Raw genomic sequence first — 18,816 nt, forward strand, 5'->3', positions numbered from 1 at the left:
ACGGGCTTTCTTCATCTGCCAAAGAACCATGAGCAAACGGCCCAAGTAAATTGCTGAAATATCGAATAGCCCGACATTCCTTCATAGGAACCGGGCTATTCATTATGTGAGAGTGTTTGCTGATATTCATATACAAGCTATGTGGCCAGTACCCGCGGCTTATATTCTGCATACGCATCATTAATGAATTGCTCATGTAATGGGATGTTGGCAATAATGGCTTTCCGTTTAGCTTTTAAGACAATCTGCTCTACATCGGCATAACTGCATCCTGTGAGGCGTTCACACGTGAATTCTTCCAGTCGGCTCTCCTGCTCAAACTGCCCCATCAACTTGCTAATATATAATCTACGGCTCGATTCATCCGGCATCCCATAAGTCATTTTGGTATCAAATCGCCGCCATATCGCATGATCCAGCTGGGTCTCCAGATTCGTAGCAGCAACCAGAATGCTGTCTCCTTCGAATTCGTCCAGGCATTGCAACAATGTATTGACGACACGAGCCATCTCTTTAACCTCATCATTACTTTCACGCGTACGACCTACGGCATCAAATTCATCTAGAAATAGCACACAGGGGTTAGCCCGTGCATATTCGAATAGTTTACGGACATTGCTTCCCGTCTCCCCAAGGTGGCTGTGTATAATGGCATCGAGTCTTACAAGAACCAGGGGAAGCTGAAGTCGGTGTGCAAGATGAAAAGCAGTTAATGTTTTGCCTGTACCCGGAGGACCAAACATCACCATTTTGTTCGGCATTGGCACATCATGTTCTGCAAACTGATCTTTCATACCGAGAATCGTAATAAACTCCTCCACAACCCGTTCATTGTCTGCGGAGAATACAATATGCTTTGCCTTGCGTCCACACTCTTTCGGTGAATAAAAAGAGGCCATATCGATGCCTTTCGCTCGGGGTATCCGGTTTACATGGTTGGTTTTGCTCATCGTTGATCGTTCACCTTCTTCTATGTCTCAGGGGATCATCCAAGTTAAATGCTATCGATTCATTCTCCTCCATATTTAACGATCTTTTAATCGTAATTATTACTATTAAATAATAACATAAGACGGCCTCTTTGCAAAGTTTCCGTGACTTGTCCATCATTTTGCGTAAGGTCCCGTCCAATTTGTTGCAAGAGGAAGCAAAATTTGCTATTCTAAATATGCATCGTTGTGTATAACGAAAAAAAGCCCTCTATTTACTCGAGAGAGCACAAAATTTTTCCAGATTTGCAAGCGGCAACTTGCCATTTCCGGAAGTTCTTTTATACCAACGAATGTAATCCAATCAAAGCGAGGTTATCAATCATGGCAAAAGACGTATTATGTGAGGTTAATTCATGTCGTCACTGGGCTCAAGAGAACAAATGTAATGCATCTTCAATCTACATCGTGAGTCACAGTTCCAAAAAAGTAAGTGAATCCGCTGAAACGGATTGCAAAACATTTGAAGTAAAATAATAAAAATTCAGTTTGTTCAAGTTAAAGGAGCCTTCGCGGTTCCTTTTTCTTTTTCTATTGTAACAAGAATGATAATTATTATCAAGCTCTTTTCTGCAAAATCTGAACTCCCCTCTCTACATGCACATTGGACTGCCTATTAACGTACACTACGAGAGCAGTCAAACTGCCCATGAACGAATAGATTATAGAGGTGAGTAACGATGCCCGTAAAAAGTGGCAAACAGTATATCGAACGTATCGATGCCCAGACAGTCCCCTGCTGGTACAAAGGGGAGCTTATTACCGGAAAACGTTCTGAACATTTTGCGTTTGCAGGTTTGATGGAAACACAAGCGAAGTTGTACGATCTTCAGTCCGATCCACATTTAATCGATACGATGACTTATGCATCTCCTGCTGACGGAAAACCAGTAGGTATGTCCTTTCTGCCTCCAACCAGTGTGGAGGACTTGCGCAGACGTCGAGAAGCAATGAATATTTGGTCAGGGACTCACCATGGTTTTTTGGGACGATCACCCGATTATATGAACACAGCAATTATGGCCTTTTATACTGGAGCAGATATTCTTGAGGAAGTATCGCCACAATACGCCGAAAATTTGAGAAACTACTATGCCTACTGCCGGGATAATGATATTACCCTCTCCCATGCATTCATCCAGCCTCATGCCAGTAAAATTTCGGGACTATTGGACGCGACCGAAGATGCCATTGCCGCCAAAGTGGTTGATCGCACTGAAGAAGGTCTGATCATCAATGGTGCATTCATGATGGCCACTCAGGCCGCCACGTCAGACGAAATCCTGGTGTATCCTTCCCCTTCACCGGCACCGTTCGAAGATGAAAATCCGTTCGCCTTTGCCTTTGCTGTACCGAATGACTTGCCTGGAATTAGCCTGATCTGCCGGGATACCTACGCAGCCGAATCTAATTTCAACTATCCACTCAGTTCCAGATATGAAGAGATGGACAACATCGTCATTTTTGATCATGTGCTTGTTCCTCATGAACGGATATTCTTCGCCGGTAATGAGGAAATGTCTGGCCGCCTCTTTAGCGGAAGCCATTTTCACATTCACGCAGGACATCAGGTCGTATGCCGGTATATTGCCAAAACGGAATTTGTTCTGGGCACCATTCAGTTACTCGCTGACACGCTCGACCAAGCTGCTGAAACGCATGTGGTAGAGAAAACAGCCAGGGTACTCGCGGGTCTTGAAACGTTAAAAGCACTGGCTCTGGCAGCAGAAGCTGGTGCTATGGAAGATGGACGGGGATTTATAATACCTGCCTCCAAACCGTTAATGGCAGCAAACCTTTTATTTCCCAAACTGTATCCAGAGATGATTGAAATTTTGCAGCTCTTGGGTTCCAGCGGCGTAATTATGGTGCCTCAGGAAGAAGAATTCCGCTCCGAAATCGCGCCGCATCTGGATACGTACCTGAGAGGAACCGACATGGTATCTCAGGAACGCACAGCATTGTTCCGCCTAATCTGGGAGCTTGGAGCAGGATCATTCGGAGGCAGACAGACCCAGTTCGAACGGTTCTTTTTTGGCAACACGATCACTGTGTCGAATCGGATGTATTCAGCAAGCTCAGCAGATCAATCGTATCGTCAACTCGTACGCAATTTTATTGCCAAGACCGGCAAATAAGAATGAGGGATGATCCCCTCGTTTAAACCAGATGGTCGTAGACCGTCATCAGTTCAGAGGCTGGTCTGCCTGCGTCGGTGTCCCGAAGTGCAGACTGGTCTCCGTAACCGATGTGGAATACACCCAATACCTTTTCCTCACGCGTTAAACCCATCAAATTCATAAACACGGGATGCTGTTGATAATCATTGATCTTCCAGACGGCATTCAAACCTTGTTCCGCTGCCAGGATGCAAAAACGTTTGCTCCAGGCTTTTGCAGGCAATAAATGGTCCTCCCTGGCACTTGAAGGGGCGACAACAACCAGATGTGCCGGAATAGCTTCTGTATATTGATATGTAGCCCAGTCTCCGTAACGATCTGCCAAATGTGGTGGGTAACTCTGTCTGACCGCCTCCAGATACAGTTGACGTCCTTCATTCGCGAACAACATAAACCGCCAAGGCTCTGAACTTATCACATATAAAGATGGATCTGCTTCATCCAGCAACCGTCTTATAACCGACTGTGGTACAGGCAACGGGCTGAATTCACAAGTTCCTGTACGTTTCTTGCCGCTTGCTGCATCTTGTCTCAAACCGGTAGACATGGCTCATCCCTCCTTAATCTGCACGATAGTTCACAACATCCCTTGTCATTCTTTACATCAACCAGTTTTTTTTCGGTTCAGTCTCACTTCTCCACCGATCAACCTCTTCATGAACTCTGGCTTTGTCCTGAACCGTAAATTGATCAGATTCCACCTTCTCTGCGCTCGGAATGCTGTCACGAATCAATCGAATATAATCCATCGAACGGATAAGCGACTGTCGTCCCGGGATATATCGAATCTTGCGACCTTCAAGCAAACAATAGATTTCGATCATACCTGGCAGCTTGCCAAATGCTTCCCAGCAGAACACGCTCACCATATGCTGGAACGCCTCAACCACGTTTGGATCATGGACAACCATATATTTTTGGATGAGAAGCGAATCCCAGCCCTCTGGCTGCCAGGCCGCCTGGAAGATCATGGACAGATGCATCGACAAGGTAGGAAGCTCCGTTCGCCATTGTTCAAACAGAATGGTCGGATGCTTCAGATCATCGTTCATTGCAATTGCAAGGGATAATTCATCGGTAATTTTGTTTTTTATATCCCAGTAATGAAGTACTGATTCGAATCCGGTTGCCTTTCTAGGCCACCACTTTTCGAGTAAATACTGTACAGGCACCTCTTTGCGGACTTCCGGGTCCATACTGTAAAAAGCATTAACTGCATGGCTGACTGCATATTGTACACGGTGTCTCCATTGCAGCGGAGAGCGCTGTTCAGCCTCCGGTTCCGGGCGGATGAACCGATGCGGGCTGCGCAGCATCTCTTCCAATCTGTAATCTTCAAGCAGCCGTACCGGGGCGTCTGACATTCCCGGCTGCAGAGCTGCCTGAACATTATGTCTTAACATGAGTTCTTAGGACACCTGTAATCCGGCAGCAGCAAAACGTTTGCCAAAGTCACGGCACGTGTCCTTCTCCTGCTCCATCGGACTGTATTCAATCTTCAGCATCTCTGGAGATACCTCCGCCCCACGTTCCACCAGCTTCGCTGCCGCGAGATCTACGGCTCCGCAGTACTGCTCGTAAGAAGTATCCCCGCTTCCGAACACCGCTGCCCGTTTGCCACTCAGATCAAGCTCATCCAGCTCTTCGTAAAAATCGAGGAATTCATCCGGCAGTTCACCGTCTCCCCACGTGTATACTCCAATGAGAAACCCGTCATAATCAAGCACATCAGCTGCATTGCAATCCGTTACGGACTTGAGATCCACTTCATGCCCACCTTGTTTAATTCCTTCGACGATCAGTTCCGCAATCTCTTCCGTATTTCCTGTCATACTTGCATAAGCCACTAACAATTTAGCCATCTATTTTTCCCTCACTTTTTATTGATCATGTCATACTGTTCCTGAAGAAGTAACATTTGAATTTATCAAAATCATATGTGATAATGATTATCATTGTCAAATTAAATTTTCAATTGGTTTCCATTTCAGTATATGGTGATGGACCAAATTCAACACCATATTAGGCACTGCACCCTTTCAGGCGCCTACCACAACTGGCGTACAGGCCCTTTTTTGTTGTACAATAGTATCCAAATGACTTTTGAAGGATGGATAAATCATTATGTACGTAGCAAAGAACTGGAAGGACTATGAAGTAATCGATACAGGAGGCGGCGAAAAGCTGGAGCGTTGGGGCGATGTGATTTTGCGTAGACCCGATCCACAGATCATTTGGCCCCTTGAAAAAGAAACCAATGAATGGCGCCAGGTTCACGGCCATTATCACCGCAGTTCTTCGGGCGGCGGCAGCTGGGATATGAAAAAACCGATCCCGGAACGCTGGACCATCGGATATGAGAACCTGAAATTTCATATTAAACCAACCAGCTTCAAGCATACCGGTCTGTTCCCTGAACAAGCCGCCAACTGGAGCTGGATGATGGATAAAATTGCTGGGGCAGGTCGTCCCATCTCTGTACTAAACCTGTTTGCCTATACAGGCGGTGCAACAGTTGCTGCTGCTTATGCCGGTGCTTCAGTTGTGCACGTGGATGCAGCTAAAGGCATGGTACAGTGGGCCAAAGAAAATGTTCAATTATCTGGCCTCGCGGATCGTCCTGTTCGTTTCATTACAGATGATGTATTCAAATTCGTACAGCGCGAACAACGTCGCGGCAATCGGTATGACGCGATTATTATGGACCCGCCTTCCTATGGCCGTGGCCCTAACGGAGAAACATGGAAGCTGGAAGAGAACCTCTATCCTTTCCTTAAATCCTGTATGGAAATTTTGTCCGATAACCCATTATTCATGCTGGTCAATTCCTATACAACCGGTATTTCGTCTACCGTTCTGCGCAACATGCTTACAATGACGATGTCTGCCCAATACGGCGGTCAAATTACAGCAGGTGAAATTGGTCTTCCCATTACCCGTAGTGGTCTGGATCTGCCATGCGGCATCTTGGGCCGCTGGGAGTCCTGATGATGTCCGAACATTCGCAAACAACGGGAAATATTCCGATTCTGTTTGAGGACAATCATCTGTTAGGCATTACGAAACCGGTCAATGTACCTACCCAGGAAGATGCATCAGGTGATCCGGATTTGCTTACACTGCTGAAACAGGATTTGAAAGAACGCTATAACAAACCTGGCAACGTTTATCTCGGATTAGTACATCGTCTTGACCGCCCCGTTGGTGGTGCCATGATTTTTGCCAAAACATCGAAGGCGGCTTCAAGATTATCCGAGACGGTCCGGGGACGTCATTTCCGCAAAATATATGCGGCTGTTGTACATGGCAAGCTGCCTGCACAACACGGGACGTTAAAACACACGCTGCTGAAAGATGCGCGTACCAATACCGTCACCGTTGTGCCTAAGGGTACAGCTGGTGGTAAAGATGCTGTTTTGGATTACCAGGTCATCGGCGAAACCGACCGTTACAGCCTGGTTCACATTGAGTTGCACACAGGCAGATCTCATCAGATTCGGGTCCAAATGAAAGAAATCGGCTGCCCGCTGTTCGGAGATCAAAAGTACGGTGCAGGTGTGAATAAACCTGGACAGCAAATTGCTCTATGGTCTGCCATCGCTGCTTTTCCCCACCCGGTAACGAAGGAAGAAATTGTGCTGCAGTCCCTGCCTCCCCGTGAATTTCCATGGGCAGAGTGGCCGGCTGCTGTGTACGATAAAGCATTTAAAGCCGAACATTAATTGATATATTTAAAATAATCATTCACAGGATCAGGTCAAATCTGACCGTAAACCGTGTCATCCAGATTCCTTATCTGAATGGCGCGGTTTTTTTACTCCAATGGAAAGGAAGACCTACTATGACACCTTTTACGAAGCAGGTCGTCGCCATCATCGCAGCAATCCCTGAGGGAAAAGTCATGACCTATGGACAGATTGCCGCTCATGCAGGCAGCCCGAGAGCTGCCCGACAGGTTGTGCGCATTCTGCACTCCATGAGCCGGAAGGAGCGGCTTCCCTGGCACCGCGTCGTCAATGCCAAAGGTCTGATAGCCATTCCCGACGAGCATTCACGCCTGATGCAGGAGACGGAGCTTATTAGCGAGGGTGTTGAATTTCAGATGGATGGGAGTATCAACCTTAGACTCTTTGGTCATGATCCTGGTCCTACCTTCCTCTTTGATTCATCAGCCGATGAAGAATAACGTCAAAACAAGGCAAAACAAAAAGAGAGTTCAAGCAGTGTGATCTGCCTGAACTCTCTTTTGTATATATAAGACCTTTATTGAATGAATAATAACAGTAATCTAGGTTGATTTATGCTGTTGCATTCACTTTCTGTTGCTCAGTTGTTACATGTTCAGTAGCCGGTTTTGTTTTACGGATGAAGAAGGCCAGAACCAGAGCAACGACTGTCATTGCGGTCGCTATAATAAAAGCATAGTTTACCCCGTAGATGGTTGCATCTGCGGTAGCACGAAGCATTGCAGCCTTATCATCTGTAGCGATTTGGCCTGTAGCCAAGGTATCTGCCAGATGGGATTTCAACTTGCTACTCATAATCGTAACGAGAATCGCTGTACCAATCGCACCCGCAACCGTACGCAGTGTGTTGGACATCGCTGTACCATGCGCATTCAGACGCTGTGGCAGCTGATTCAGACCCGCTGTTTGAATTGGCATCATCAACATCGACATACCGAACATACGAGCTGTGTAGATAAACATCATGTAACCATAAGTAGTGTCGATCGACAGGCGGCTGAGCCCCCAAGTTGTGATAGCGGTAATTGCAAGACCGGCAACGGACAACCATCGCGCTCCGACTTTATCGAAGATGCGACCTGTGATTGGAGACATAATCCCCATCAAGATGGCGCCCGGCATCATCAGCAAACCGGATTCAATCGGTGAGAATCCACGAATATTTTGCAGGAAAATCGGAAGCAAAATCATACCTGCAAACATCGCCATCGTAACGAGCATGTTAATGATCGTTGTTAATGTATACATGTTGTATTTGAAAATACGGAACTCCAAGAGTGGATGATCGGTTGTCATCTGTCTAATCACGAACAGAATCAGGGATAACGCCCCTACGACCAGACAAGCAATTACAATTGCACTGCCCCATCCGTCTGTACCCGCATCACTGAAGCCGTACAGCAAGCTACCAAAACCGAGTGTGGATAAAATAACACCTGGATAGTCCAATTTAGGTTTGGATTGACGTGTTACATTTTTGACAAACGCAATACCGATTGCAGTTGCAATAACGGAGAATGGCAAAATGATATAGAACAACAGTCTCCAGGAATAATGCTCAACCACATAACCTGACAATGTTGGTCCAATGGCCGGAGCGAGAATCATCGCGATCCCCATTGTACCCATCGCCTGACCACGCTTCTCAATAGGGAAGATCGTCAAGAATACAACCGTCATCAGAGGCATCAGGATACCTGCACCTGCCGCTTGAATAACACGACCTACCATCAGGATAGCAAAGTTCGGACTTAAACCACAGACCAAGGTTCCTAATGTAAATAGCGTCATGGCTGTAATAAAAATTTGACGTGTGGAGAATTTAGCGATCAGATACGCCGTAACCGGAATCAACACACCATTGACGAGCATATAACCCGTAGTCAACCATTGTGCTTTGTTCGCTCCGATGCCGAGGTCCTCCATAATTTTAGGAAGAGCTACGTTCATCAAAGTTTGGTTCAGGAAGGCGACGAATGCACCGATTAACAATGCGGCCACAATCGGGCCTTTCCTAATGTTGTCCATCGCTGAGGATGGCGCTGCTGCTGCAGTAGTACTCATTGGTTGTTCATCTCTCTTCCTTCTAACTTTTCAATCATTTGATTATGAATTCTTAGCAGGTGCTCAAGGTCTTCCTTCGGGATATCCAGAATAGGTGACACTCGCTCCATCCACAAACGGTGTGTTTCCTCCTGAGCCTGTTCCCCTTTGTCCGTAATCTGAAGCTTTACAGATCGACGGTCCGAGTCGGATCGCGTTCGAACAATGTACTCACCCTTGACCAGACGCTCCACCACAGCGCTCATGGAGCTGCTGCCCATATGACAGAGATCAGCCACTTCATTGATACCAATCGAAGGGCGCTCCTTCAAAATGGATAACACCATAAATTGAATCGAAGTGAGCTCAATTTCCTTGTTTTCATTCCAGAATGCCCGGAAGAGCAGTTGATTGACCTGCCGAAACGAATTAATAATGTAGAATACTTCGTATGTGTCAGACATTAATTCACCCTTTTTACTTATGGAATATAATATTTCGTACACGAAATATCAGGGGAACAATTACTTATTATAACAAAAATATTTACATAGTCAACTCTTTACATATAAAATTTTAGAGATTATTCTTACCTATCCAAAGCAGGCAAAACTCTTTAAAGTACACATCAATAAAAAATAACCACAGCCCTCCTGCCTTTTCAGCAAGAGTTCCATGGTTACTATTATTCGTGCGTCCATCGTCTTTAAGATGTGGACAAGGCATGCTCTTTTGTTTTTGGTGTCGTCATTTTGCCTAATAGATAAACCAGCAACTGCTGGTTATGCATTGAAATGTTGCTGAGCACCGAATTCATAAATTCATTACGAATCGTGATTCCCCGTTCGGTCTCCATGCGTCCCTTATCAGATAAGGATACCCATACAATTCGTCGATCCTGATCATCCCGATCCCGGCGAATCAGTCCGTTTTTTTCCATACGATCCAACAACATCGTTACTGCTGCGGGTGTTGTAGCCAGAAAAGGGATCAGATCGGATGGTTTCATCTTCTCGTGATCCTCAAGAACCTCCAGTACGGCCAGCTGCGCCTCTGTTAACGAGGGTGCCAGCTCATGATCCATATGCAGCTTGTAGTCCTTAGTCAGCCTCGACCAGCACTTGGCAAAATCGGAATTATACATCTTGAATCGCTCCTCTCTGCAACCGGTTATCACTTCACCTGCTTAAGTTTTCGCCCTTCAAAGCCGCATTCCTGCTGCCTTTTTTCAATTTCCCAGCGATCGACCGTAATCGACGAAGGTTGTTAAACTTCGCATGGAGGTCCTCTTTCAATCCGCGTTTGAACAACAAAATAAGACTCCTCACATGACAGGTTTCCCTGCTCTGCAAAGAGTCTTTATTGAATCCTTATTAGGAGGAAGAAGCTGCCTGATTCTCTGTGAGATCCATGATAAGCTCCACAATTTCATCCTGTTTATCCACATGCACAAGCAATTTACCAATATGTTTCCGTTCAGTAATAGGTACAGCTTCGGAAGAAATGTGATGTGTTTGACCTTCCTTGGTCATCACCGTTACATTCCGTTGTTCCCGACAATAGAACGCTCCGGCAATTCGGCTACCGTTCGGTTTTACCCGTTTGCCTTCCTTGAATTCAAATGTTGCCAGTCCTTTGCCGCCACGGCTCTGCAGAGCATAATCCAGCAGTAACGAGCGTTTGCCATAACCCAAGTCAGACAATATAGCAACCTCGCCTTCATCGCCTTCCACCCACAGAACAGATACGACTTCATCTGTTTCTTTTAACTGAATACCACGTACGCCTCCAGACACACGACCCATCGGATTTACTTCATCCTCACGGAAACGGATGGCCATGGCTTCTTTGGTGATCAGCATGATGTCCTTGCCACCAGTACTTAGATGAACGGATAATACCTCATCATCCTTGCCGACTTTGCATGCGGCTACTGCGCCGGAACGCTTGGTGACGTATTCCTTCAGCTCGGTACGTTTAACCTGTCCTTTGCGAGTCACAAAGACCAGACTGTGATCCGGCTCTTCGAAGGATTTAACGGCAAGCACACTTGAGATTCGATCATCTTTTGCCAGAGGAATAACGTTGACGATCGCCGTCCCCGGATCTTTCCACTTGAATTCCGGTACCTGATGCACAGGTAACAGGAAATACTGGCCTTTCTTCGTAAATACCAGCAAATTCTCAAGCGTGTTCACTTCAAGGATCTGAGCGATATAATCGCCTTCCTTCACACCACTTGCGTTACGTTCCCCGCCGGATCGTGTGAATGATTGCATGCCTGTACGCTTGATGTATCCCTCTTTGGACAATGTGACAAATACATCTTCCGCGTTCACCAGCACTTCCAGATTAACCTTGAGTTCTTCTACTTCGCCTTGAATGGCTGAGCGACGATCAATTCCGTATTTCTCACGAATCTCCATCAGTTCTTTACGAATGACTCCGATCAGCTTGCGGTCACTATCCAGAATGGAACGTAATTGCGCGATTTTCTTCATCAGTTCGCCAAGTTCCTTTTCCAGAGAAGTAATCTCCAGATTAGTCAATCGGTATAATTGCAAAGTCAGAATGGAATCCGCCTGACGTTCGGAGAAACCAAACATCCACATCAGGTTATTTTGAGCATCCTGACGGTTCTTCGAAGCTTTAATAGCCGCAATGACCTCATCAAGGATGTTAAGAGCTTTTACCAGACCTTCCAAGACATGTGCACGGTCTTCCGCCTTCTCCAGCTCAAAGCGGGTCCGGAACGTCACAACTTCACGCTGATGGGCAATATAAGCCTCGAGGATTGATTTCAATCCCAATTGCTGAGGGGCTTTGTTTACAATCGCAACCATGTTGAAGTTGTAAGTGACCTGCAAGTCGGTTTTCTTCAGCAAATAAGCCAAAATACCTTGTGCATCCGCTTCTTTTTTCAACTCAACCACGATTCGCAGGCCTTCACGCCCACTCTCATCCCGTACTTCGGCGATTCCTTCAACCTTTTTCTCCAGCCGAATGTTCTCCATCGCTGTAACCAGACGGGATTTTACGACCTGATAAGGGATCTCGGTAATGACGATTTGCTGTTTGCCACCGCGCATATTCTCGATATCGGTTTTGGACCGGAGATAGATCCGTCCTTTACCTGTGCGATATGCATCCAGAATTCCGTCGCCGCCCATGATTAATCCGCCTGTCGGAAAATCCGGACCTTTGATAAACATCATAATCTCGTCCAGTTCAATCGACGGCTTCTCCATCACGGCAATACAAGCATCAATGGTTTCACGCAAATTATGTGGAGGGATCTCCGTTGCAAACCCGGAGGAAATCCCACTTACGCCGTTGACCAGCAGGTTCGGATAACGCGATGGTAATACAACCGGTTCTTTGGCCGTATTATCAAAATTATCCTTAAACAGAACAGTCCGTTTCTCGATGTCGCGAAGCATCTCCATAGCGATGGACGACAAACGGGCCTCTGTATAACGCATCGCTGCAGCCGGATCATCATCCTGTGATCCCCAGTTACCATGACCGTCCACGAGCATATGGCCCATTTTCCATGGCTGTGCCATCCGCACCATACCTTCATAGATGGAGGAGTCCCCGTGAGGATGGTAGTTACCCATGACATCCCCAACGGTTTTGGCTGACTTACGATATGGTTTCTCCGGCGTATTTCCTGAATCGTACATGGCGTACAGAATACGCCGCTGCACAGGCTTCAAACCATCCCGTACATCGGGAATGGCCCGGTCCTGAATAATGTATTTAGAGTAGCGACCGAAACGGTCACCTACGACCTCTTCGAGAAAGGCCGGCATAAATTGTTCTGATAGGCTCATTCCAAGCACCTTCTATTCTTCGTACTCTGTAAAGTCGACATTCTCTACAATCCAGCGTTTGCGTGGATCAACTTTATCACCCATAAGCGTAGATACTCGACGCTCCGCTTTCGCTGCATCAACGATCTGTACCTTGAGCAATGCACGTGTTTCCGGGTTCATTGTAGTCTCCCACAGTTGATCCGGATTCATCTCGCCAAGCCCTTTATAACGTTGGAGCTCCACATTGGTTCCAAATTCTTTCATGTAATTCGCCAGCTCTTCATCGGTCCAGGCATAACGTACACTTGCCATTTTGCCGGATTTGCGCGTGAGTTTGTAAAGCGGCGGCTGAGCAATATATATTTTTCCTGCATCAATTAACGGTTTCATGTAGCGGTAAAAGAAAGTCAGCAATAGTACCTGAATATGTGCACCATCCGTATCAGCATCCGTCATAATTATGATTTTGGAATAATTGCTGTCTTCAACTGCGAATTCGGTTCCAATACCCGCCCCGATCGCCGATGTAATGGCGCGGTATTCTTCGTTTTTGAGGATATCAGCCAACTTCGCTTTTTCCGGATTGAGCGGTTTCCCCTTAAGCGGGAGTATCGCTTGGATCTTGGAGTCACGCCCCTGTTTGGCTGAACCGCCTGCGGAATCCCCTTCGACGATAAACAGTTCATTCCGGGTAAAATCCTTCGATTGTGCCGGAGTCAACTTGCCATTGAGGTTGGAGCTTTCGCTGCGTTTTTTGCCCGTCCGCATCTCATCACGTGCTTTGCGTGCAGCTTCTCTGGCTCTGGAGGCCTGAACCGCTTTGCGAATCAACGTTTGCGCAACCTGCGGATTTTCTTCCAAAAACCGCTGGATATTCTCGGACACGACAGAATCCACTGCGCTTCGCGCGGAAGCGCTACCGAGTTGATCCTTCGTTTGTCCTACGAATTCGACCTCCGACATTTTGACACTGATGACAGCCATCATGCCTTCACGCAAATCATTACCTTCAAGGTTTTTATCTTTTTCCTTAATCATGCTGGTACGCCGTGCGTAATCATTCATCACACGTGTATAAGCTGCTCTGAATCCGGTCTCATGTGTACCGCCACCTCTAGTGGGAATCGAGTTGACGAACGACGCCAGCGTTTCCGTATAACCCGCGTTATACTGGATCGCCACTTCGACCTCAATGTCATCCTTCTCCGCATAGAAGTGAATGACATCATGCAGCACATCTTTATTTTCGTTAAGAAAAGCAACAAACTGGCTTGCTCCGCCTTCGTACATGTACTCATCCTGATTGCCTGAACGTTCGTCCTTGAGCATAATTCTCAGCCCCGAGTTCAGGAAAGCAATCTCCTGAAGACGTTCTGCCAGTGTATCATAATTAAATTGAATGCCGCTCTGGAACACGCGAATATCCGGTTTAAACGTAACTTTGGTTCCCGTTCGATTGGTATTGCCCAATACATCGAGACCAGACACCGGTTCTCCGACATGCTCAACGCCTTTTTTGTCCTGCCAATACTCGAATCGTTGACGATGAATCTTGCCATCACGGAAAATCTCGACTTCAAGCCATTCGGACAATGCGTTCGTAACTGACGCACCTACACCGTGCAAACCGCCTGATTTTTTGTATCCTGATCCACCGAACTTTCCGCCTGCGTGCAAAATCGTAAACACGACCTGGGGAGTAGGAATCCCTGTTTTATGTATACCTGTCGGAATTCCCCTTCCGTTATCCTGAACCGTAATAGAACCGTCCTTATGCAGCGTGATATCGATTTTGGAGCAGAATTTGGCGAGATGTTCGTCGACAGCGTTATCCACGATTTCCCATACCAAATGATGTAGACCCGAAGAGCTGGTGCTGCCGATGTACATCCCCGGCCGTTTCCGTACCGCTACCAGTCCTTCAAGTACTTGAATGTCGTCCGCGTCGTAGCCTGAAGACCCTTGTCCTCCGCCTGTCGAACCTGCCGACATATCGATTTGCTCGACCATTCATGCTCCCCCTTCTTAACTTGCAACTAAAAAAATGCCTAAAATGCAAACAGATGTTTTCTTATCCTTGTCCATTTTAATTCAAGATATCCCGTTTCGTAAAGACAATGAATGACACAAAGAGTGAAGCAATGCCCCAAACACTAAGCACAATAAGGGAAAAACCTAAATTCATCCCTTCGATTGGTGGCAATCCGCCAGACAAATAATTCGGAAGTTCGAGGTTAACCATGAACAAATATTTGGCTGACTGCCAGGATGCGGCCATACTGGTGAGAATAGTTCCTGCTATGAGTGCTGCCATCATGATGACAATACTTGCTGCTGTACTTCGCACTAGCACAGAGACCATGAAGGCAAGCATCGCCACAATTATACTGACGAACCAGATGAGCCCTGCCTGCATTAGCATATACAACCACTGGTCCACTGCATGGACTGCTGACATATCGACATCTGTACCCACAACCTTGAATCCGGTAAAGATCGGCATACCGAAACCTTTATATCCGAATACCGCTCCCGAAATGACATAACAGATGACGTACGCCGACACCACAATAATCGACACGAACATAATCAACGTGATGAGCTTACTCAGCAACACTTTCCAACGTTTGACCGGACGGGTCAGAAGCATTTTAATCGTACCTGTGGTGCGCTCACCGGATACCAGATCCGAGGCAATCGCCATAATGAGCAGTGGTATAAACAATCCAACGGCGTTATTCATGAATTCCCGCGTAAAAGTTACACCGCCAGGCTCCTTCGGATTGATGTCATTCTCCAGATAGTATTGCATTTGCTGGATGTACACAGTCCTGTACTTTTTGTATTCTTCAGGTACCCGGTCACTGCCAAGCGAGTTCTGATTATCCGTAATGGCTTGTTGCAGCTCAAGCCGCCAGTCGCCGCCAAACTTGTCACGATTATTTTCCGCAGATTTCATCTGGGCATACGTAAACATCGGAACCAGGACCGCGAGTACGATAAAAATAATATAAAGACGTTTTTTCTTTACCATTTTGATCGTTTCGTTTCGGATCAGCGGCATGATGTTACTCAATGGATTCACCTTCTGTCATTTTTAAGAATAGCTGTTCCAGCGTAGGCTGAATCCGCTGCACTCCTTCAACCTGAATTCCGGCTTGCACCATTTGCTGGACTAGGGCCGGAATTCGATCTTCATGCATTTCAGCAACGACAGCATTCGGACCAAGCCCTGCAACAATGGTATCGTCCATAACATCAGCAGGCCGATCCACCAAGGAAACACCTGCATTCAACAGCATTTTTTTACCTTCCTCCAGCGGAGTAACATGCCATATCGCCAATTTGGAATGGTCTTCAATCAGTTCATTGACGCCGCCAACTGCCAGCACGCGCCCTGCACTGATAATCGCCACCCTGTCACAGAGAAGTTGAATCTCACTAAGCAAATGACTGCTGACGAATACAGCCATGCCTTCACTTGCAAGCTGTTTGATAAAGACGCGAAGTTCCTTAATCCCTTTGGGATCAAGTCCGTTCGTTGGCTCATCCAGAATCAGCAGCCTTGGGCGACCAAGCAATGCCTGTGCAATGCCAAGTCGTTGACGCATCCCCAGAGAGTAGGTTCTTACTTTATCATGAATCCGCTGATCGAGGCGTACAATATCTACAACTTCCTGAATACGGTCATTATCCACGCCTGGCTGCATACGGGCAAAATGCTCAAGATTTTCCCATCCGGTCAAATACGTGTACACTTCCGGGTTTTCAACAATGGAACCCACATATCTCAGGGCCCTTTCAGGATCACGGTTGACATCATATCCACAGACTTGAATTTTACCTTCTGTCGGTTTAATTAAATCAACTAACATCCGGATGGTTGTTGTCTTCCCGGCACCATTGGGTCCCAGGAAACCGAAAATTTCGCCTGGTTTAACGTCAAAAGTAACATCCTTAATGATCCATTTGCGTCCAATCTTTTTCTTCAGATGCTGCACGGACAATACGGAATCAGTCTGTTCTTGTGCCATTTATTTTCCGCTCCCTTCTGCTGGAGTCTCTGCCTGATATTCCTGTGCAATCCGAACCGCAATTTGCTCGTAGCCTTCTCCATTGGGATGAAAATGATCTGACGACAGATATTGTCCCAGATGATTTTCAAACAGATCAAATGTAGGTACAAGTGTCATCTTGTCCTCATTGTTCAGAACCTTCATTGCAGCATCGTTCCATGCAGCTACAACCGCATTTCCTGGCTCTTTGAGTTCTTTCACATCCCCAAACGGATTGTATAGCCCTATGTAGGCAATCTGTGCATCAGGGTTAATTTCTTTCACTTTCTTCAAGATCTCCTGCAAACGCTTCGACGTCTCCGGTAATGCCGCAGCAAGTGTCTCTGCCGTGGGCGCGTCTTCTCCCTGTAAAACCTGTCCACCCTGGAACAGATCATTGGCTCCGATCGACAACAGAATAAAGTTGGACTGTTGTAAGACATAACGTACGCCTTGTTCATCTAGCTTGCTCAACAATGCGTCTGTTCTCAAACCGTTCACACCCATATTGTTAAGCACTTGCACATCATATCCCTGATCTTTAAGCAAATTACCTGCCCGCCTTACAAAACCAAGCCCCTCATCATCCCCAGTACCTCTTGCCAGGGAATCACCGATTACAGCCATTCGAATTTTGCCATCTTTCACCACAGGTGTTGATTGCCCGCTATCCTTTGCAGGTGTCGTTGTCTGCTGTCCTGTACCTAATTGGGCATCTCCCTCAGGAAAAATGACGTCTTTAATGGCGTATCCAAATCCAAATAACAGCAGCAATGTTGTTAATATGGACACTGTACTGATGGTTCTCCAGATCCATGGCGCTGAATCAAGATTTCTTTTTTTCATTCATCACATCTCCGCTCATGTACACCTGGCCGGGTGCTTAAAATTTAAAATGATTTTACATTAAGATGACGCTTTTTCTAAATAACATAAATGTTCTGTCGTTAATTTGCAAATTTTGCCGCTGTATTAAGCAGAATTCAGTTTCAAATATGCTTTTACAAAAAAAAGCTATGTCATGCACAGCTTCGAGCTGTGATGACATAACCTTTTTTTGAACTAAAATCAAAATATTCTTCAATAAAATGAATTAGTTACCGATAAATTCTTGAGCCCAATATCCGTTGTAGAATCCAACACCAATTTTCGTAAAGTTTTTACTTAGGATATTCGCACGGTGGCCTTCGCTATTCATCCAAGCTGTAACAACCTCTTGAGGTGTTTTTTGCCCTTTTGCGATATTCTCGCCAGCATAGCTGTAAGTTACTCCGAATTGTTTCATCATGTCAAACGGAGAACCATAAGTCGGTGATTGGTGATCAAAATAATTGTTGTTGCTCATGTCTTTAACTTTGGCTACAGCCACTTTGTCCAAAAGAGCGTCGGAAGCCAATGCGCTCAGGCCAGCTTTGGCACGTTCAGCGTTCACAAGTTTTACTACTTGAGCTGCAAAATCCGATTGTGTGCTCTCGCTACCACTGTTGCTTGAATTGCCTGTATTGCCCGTAGTCGTTCCAGTTCCAGTTCCACTATTTGAAGGATCTTTGGCTGGTGTAGTTGCCGGTTTCTCTTCTTGAGTTGGTTTTGCAGGTGTTACGGGTTTTGCAGGTGTTGTCGGTTGAGCAGGTTTGGTAGTTTGATCAGGTTTAGTTGTTTGATCAGGTTGTGTTACAGGCTTCTCTACTGTTGTTTGCCCCTCGCCAGTTGATACAGTGTAACCATTATCTTTCAGCCATTGTTCAATGTACGCTTTTAAGCTATCCGCACTCGTAATCTTAAACGTTGTAGTTTTAGTAGTTGTTTTATATGATGCATCTGCAGCAGAAGCGGAAGCAGGGAGCATAACCCCTACGGCGAGTACGGCTGTCAGACTGCTGGTTACCACGGTTTTCATCCATTTCTTCTTCAAATTCATTCATCTCCTTAGAAATATTAGTTATGACAACTTTGTAATTAATACTCTAGGAGTATATCAATTGAAT

General features: G+C 46.2%; 18 protein-coding genes. 5 read left to right on the top strand and 13 right to left on the bottom strand.

Annotated features, from left to right (window positions below; all coding sequences use genetic code 11):
- Positions 1 to 137 precede the first annotated feature (137 nt).
- Positions 138 to 950 (bottom strand): AAA family ATPase, encoded by an 813-nt coding sequence (locus BUA17_RS09830; RefSeq protein WP_072733377.1) that lies wholly within the window; start codon positions 948 to 950, stop codon positions 138 to 140.
- Positions 951 to 1,313: 363 nt separating this feature from the next.
- On the opposite strand from BUA17_RS09830, the gene BUA17_RS09835 reads away from it, so the two are divergent.
- Positions 1,314 to 1,466: a DUF1540 domain-containing protein gene (locus BUA17_RS09835; protein WP_072733378.1), complete on the top strand. Its 153-nt coding sequence runs from the start codon at positions 1,314 to 1,316 to the stop codon at positions 1,464 to 1,466.
- Between the two features lie 203 nt (positions 1,467 to 1,669).
- Positions 1,670 to 3,127, top strand: coding sequence for a 4-hydroxyphenylacetate 3-hydroxylase family protein (locus BUA17_RS09840; protein ID WP_072733379.1), 1,458 nt, complete (start codon positions 1,670 to 1,672; stop codon positions 3,125 to 3,127).
- A 22-nt stretch (positions 3,128 to 3,149) separates the two neighbouring features.
- Here BUA17_RS09840 and BUA17_RS09845 read toward each other — a convergent pair whose 3' ends face one another.
- Genes BUA17_RS09845 through BUA17_RS09855 form a run of 3 tightly spaced genes read right to left on the bottom strand, consistent with a single transcriptional unit; the run spans position 3,150 to position 5,031 of the window.
- Complete coding sequence (locus BUA17_RS09845; RefSeq protein ID WP_072733380.1) at positions 3,150 to 3,716, bottom strand: nitroreductase family protein; 567 nt, start codon at positions 3,714 to 3,716, stop codon at positions 3,150 to 3,152.
- A 52-nt stretch (positions 3,717 to 3,768) separates the two neighbouring features.
- Positions 3,769 to 4,572, bottom strand: a complete 804-nt coding sequence (locus BUA17_RS09850; protein WP_063563165.1) for a hypothetical protein — start codon at positions 4,570 to 4,572, stop codon at positions 3,769 to 3,771.
- Positions 4,573 to 4,578: 6 nt separating this feature from the next.
- Positions 4,579 to 5,031 (bottom strand): flavodoxin, encoded by a 453-nt coding sequence (locus BUA17_RS09855; protein ID WP_064636952.1) that lies wholly within the window; start codon positions 5,029 to 5,031, stop codon positions 4,579 to 4,581.
- Positions 5,032 to 5,293: 262 nt separating this feature from the next.
- On the opposite strand from BUA17_RS09855, the gene BUA17_RS09860 reads away from it, so the two are divergent.
- The 3 genes from BUA17_RS09860 (at position 5,294) to BUA17_RS09870 (ending at position 7,355) form a co-directional block, all read left to right on the top strand.
- Positions 5,294 to 6,157, top strand: coding sequence for a class I SAM-dependent methyltransferase (locus BUA17_RS09860; RefSeq protein ID WP_024630567.1), 864 nt, complete (start codon positions 5,294 to 5,296; stop codon positions 6,155 to 6,157).
- A complete protein-coding gene (locus tag BUA17_RS09865; RefSeq protein WP_072733381.1) occupies positions 6,157 to 6,891 on the top strand; it encodes an RluA family pseudouridine synthase in 735 nt (244 codons plus the stop codon). The genes BUA17_RS09860 and BUA17_RS09865 overlap by 1 nt, the downstream gene beginning before the upstream one ends.
- A gap of 119 nt (positions 6,892 to 7,010) precedes the next feature.
- The gene (locus BUA17_RS09870; RefSeq protein ID WP_072733382.1) at positions 7,011 to 7,355 is read left to right on the top strand and encodes an MGMT family protein; all 345 of its coding nucleotides are present in this window, start codon (positions 7,011 to 7,013) and stop codon (positions 7,353 to 7,355) included.
- A 112-nt stretch (positions 7,356 to 7,467) separates the two neighbouring features.
- Here the strand turns inward: BUA17_RS09870 and BUA17_RS09875 are convergent, their stop codons facing one another.
- The 9 genes from BUA17_RS09875 to BUA17_RS09915 form a co-directional block, all read right to left on the bottom strand.
- The gene (locus BUA17_RS09875) at positions 7,468 to 8,979 is read right to left on the bottom strand and encodes a DHA2 family efflux MFS transporter permease subunit (protein WP_063563169.1); all 1,512 of its coding nucleotides are present in this window, start codon (positions 8,977 to 8,979) and stop codon (positions 7,468 to 7,470) included.
- The gene (locus BUA17_RS09880) at positions 8,976 to 9,422 is read right to left on the bottom strand and encodes a MarR family winged helix-turn-helix transcriptional regulator (protein ID WP_063563170.1); all 447 of its coding nucleotides are present in this window, start codon (positions 9,420 to 9,422) and stop codon (positions 8,976 to 8,978) included. Before BUA17_RS09880 ends, BUA17_RS09875 begins: the two co-directional genes overlap by 4 nt.
- 242 nt (positions 9,423 to 9,664) lie before the next feature.
- Positions 9,665 to 10,102 (bottom strand): MarR family winged helix-turn-helix transcriptional regulator, encoded by a 438-nt coding sequence (locus BUA17_RS09885; RefSeq protein WP_063563171.1) that lies wholly within the window; start codon positions 10,100 to 10,102, stop codon positions 9,665 to 9,667.
- 229 nt (positions 10,103 to 10,331) lie between these two features.
- On the bottom strand, positions 10,332 to 12,794 hold the full coding sequence (gyrA, locus tag BUA17_RS09890; RefSeq protein ID WP_072733383.1) for a DNA gyrase subunit A: 2,463 nt from the start codon (positions 12,792 to 12,794) through the stop codon (positions 10,332 to 10,334).
- A 12-nt stretch (positions 12,795 to 12,806) separates the two neighbouring features.
- A complete protein-coding gene (gene parE, locus BUA17_RS09895; RefSeq protein WP_072733384.1) occupies positions 12,807 to 14,786 on the bottom strand; it encodes a DNA topoisomerase IV subunit B in 1,980 nt (659 codons plus the stop codon).
- 76 nt (positions 14,787 to 14,862) lie between these two features.
- Positions 14,863 to 15,852 (bottom strand): ABC transporter permease, encoded by a 990-nt coding sequence (locus BUA17_RS09900; RefSeq protein WP_063563174.1) that lies wholly within the window; start codon positions 15,850 to 15,852, stop codon positions 14,863 to 14,865.
- Positions 15,845 to 16,810: an ABC transporter ATP-binding protein gene (locus BUA17_RS09905; protein ID WP_063563175.1), complete on the bottom strand. Its 966-nt coding sequence runs from the start codon at positions 16,808 to 16,810 to the stop codon at positions 15,845 to 15,847. Before BUA17_RS09905 ends, BUA17_RS09900 begins: the two co-directional genes overlap by 8 nt.
- The gene (locus tag BUA17_RS09910; RefSeq protein WP_063563176.1) at positions 16,811 to 17,677 is read right to left on the bottom strand and encodes a GDSL-type esterase/lipase family protein; all 867 of its coding nucleotides are present in this window, start codon (positions 17,675 to 17,677) and stop codon (positions 16,811 to 16,813) included. It lies immediately after the preceding gene.
- A gap of 247 nt (positions 17,678 to 17,924) precedes the next feature.
- Positions 17,925 to 18,743 (bottom strand): CAP domain-containing protein, encoded by an 819-nt coding sequence (locus BUA17_RS09915; protein WP_139295636.1) that lies wholly within the window; start codon positions 18,741 to 18,743, stop codon positions 17,925 to 17,927.
- Between the last annotated feature and the right edge of the window lie 73 nt (positions 18,744 to 18,816).

Source organism: Paenibacillus sp. ov031, assembly GCF_900143165.1.
Classification (GTDB): Bacteria; Bacillota; Bacilli; order Paenibacillales; family Paenibacillaceae; genus Paenibacillus; species Paenibacillus marchantiae.

Coding starts and splice junctions, on each gene's coding strand:
- BUA17_RS09830 (WP_072733377.1), bottom strand. CDS start 950: ATGAGCAAAACCAACCATGTAAACCGGATACCCCGAGCGAAAGGCATC.
- BUA17_RS09835 (WP_072733378.1), top strand. CDS start 1,314: ATGGCAAAAGACGTATTATGTGAGGTTAATTCATGTCGTCACTGGGCT.
- BUA17_RS09840 (WP_072733379.1), top strand. CDS start 1,670: ATGCCCGTAAAAAGTGGCAAACAGTATATCGAACGTATCGATGCCCAG.
- BUA17_RS09845 (WP_072733380.1), bottom strand. CDS start 3,716: ATGTCTACCGGTTTGAGACAAGATGCAGCAAGCGGCAAGAAACGTACA.
- BUA17_RS09850 (WP_063563165.1), bottom strand. CDS start 4,572: ATGTTAAGACATAATGTTCAGGCAGCTCTGCAGCCGGGAATGTCAGAC.
- BUA17_RS09855 (WP_064636952.1), bottom strand. CDS start 5,031: ATGGCTAAATTGTTAGTGGCTTATGCAAGTATGACAGGAAATACGGAA.
- BUA17_RS09860 (WP_024630567.1), top strand. CDS start 5,294: ATGTACGTAGCAAAGAACTGGAAGGACTATGAAGTAATCGATACAGGA.
- BUA17_RS09865 (WP_072733381.1), top strand. CDS start 6,157: ATGATGTCCGAACATTCGCAAACAACGGGAAATATTCCGATTCTGTTT.
- BUA17_RS09870 (WP_072733382.1), top strand. CDS start 7,011: ATGACACCTTTTACGAAGCAGGTCGTCGCCATCATCGCAGCAATCCCT.
- BUA17_RS09875 (WP_063563169.1), bottom strand. CDS start 8,979: ATGAGTACTACTGCAGCAGCAGCGCCATCCTCAGCGATGGACAACATT.
- BUA17_RS09880 (WP_063563170.1), bottom strand. CDS start 9,422: ATGTCTGACACATACGAAGTATTCTACATTATTAATTCGTTTCGGCAG.
- BUA17_RS09885 (WP_063563171.1), bottom strand. CDS start 10,102: ATGTATAATTCCGATTTTGCCAAGTGCTGGTCGAGGCTGACTAAGGAC.
- gyrA (WP_072733383.1), bottom strand. CDS start 12,794: ATGAGCCTATCAGAACAATTTATGCCGGCCTTTCTCGAAGAGGTCGTA.
- parE (WP_072733384.1), bottom strand. CDS start 14,786: ATGGTCGAGCAAATCGATATGTCGGCAGGTTCGACAGGCGGAGGACAA.
- BUA17_RS09905 (WP_063563175.1), bottom strand. CDS start 16,810: ATGGCACAAGAACAGACTGATTCCGTATTGTCCGTGCAGCATCTGAAG.
- BUA17_RS09910 (WP_063563176.1), bottom strand. CDS start 17,677: ATGAAAAAAAGAAATCTTGATTCAGCGCCATGGATCTGGAGAACCATC.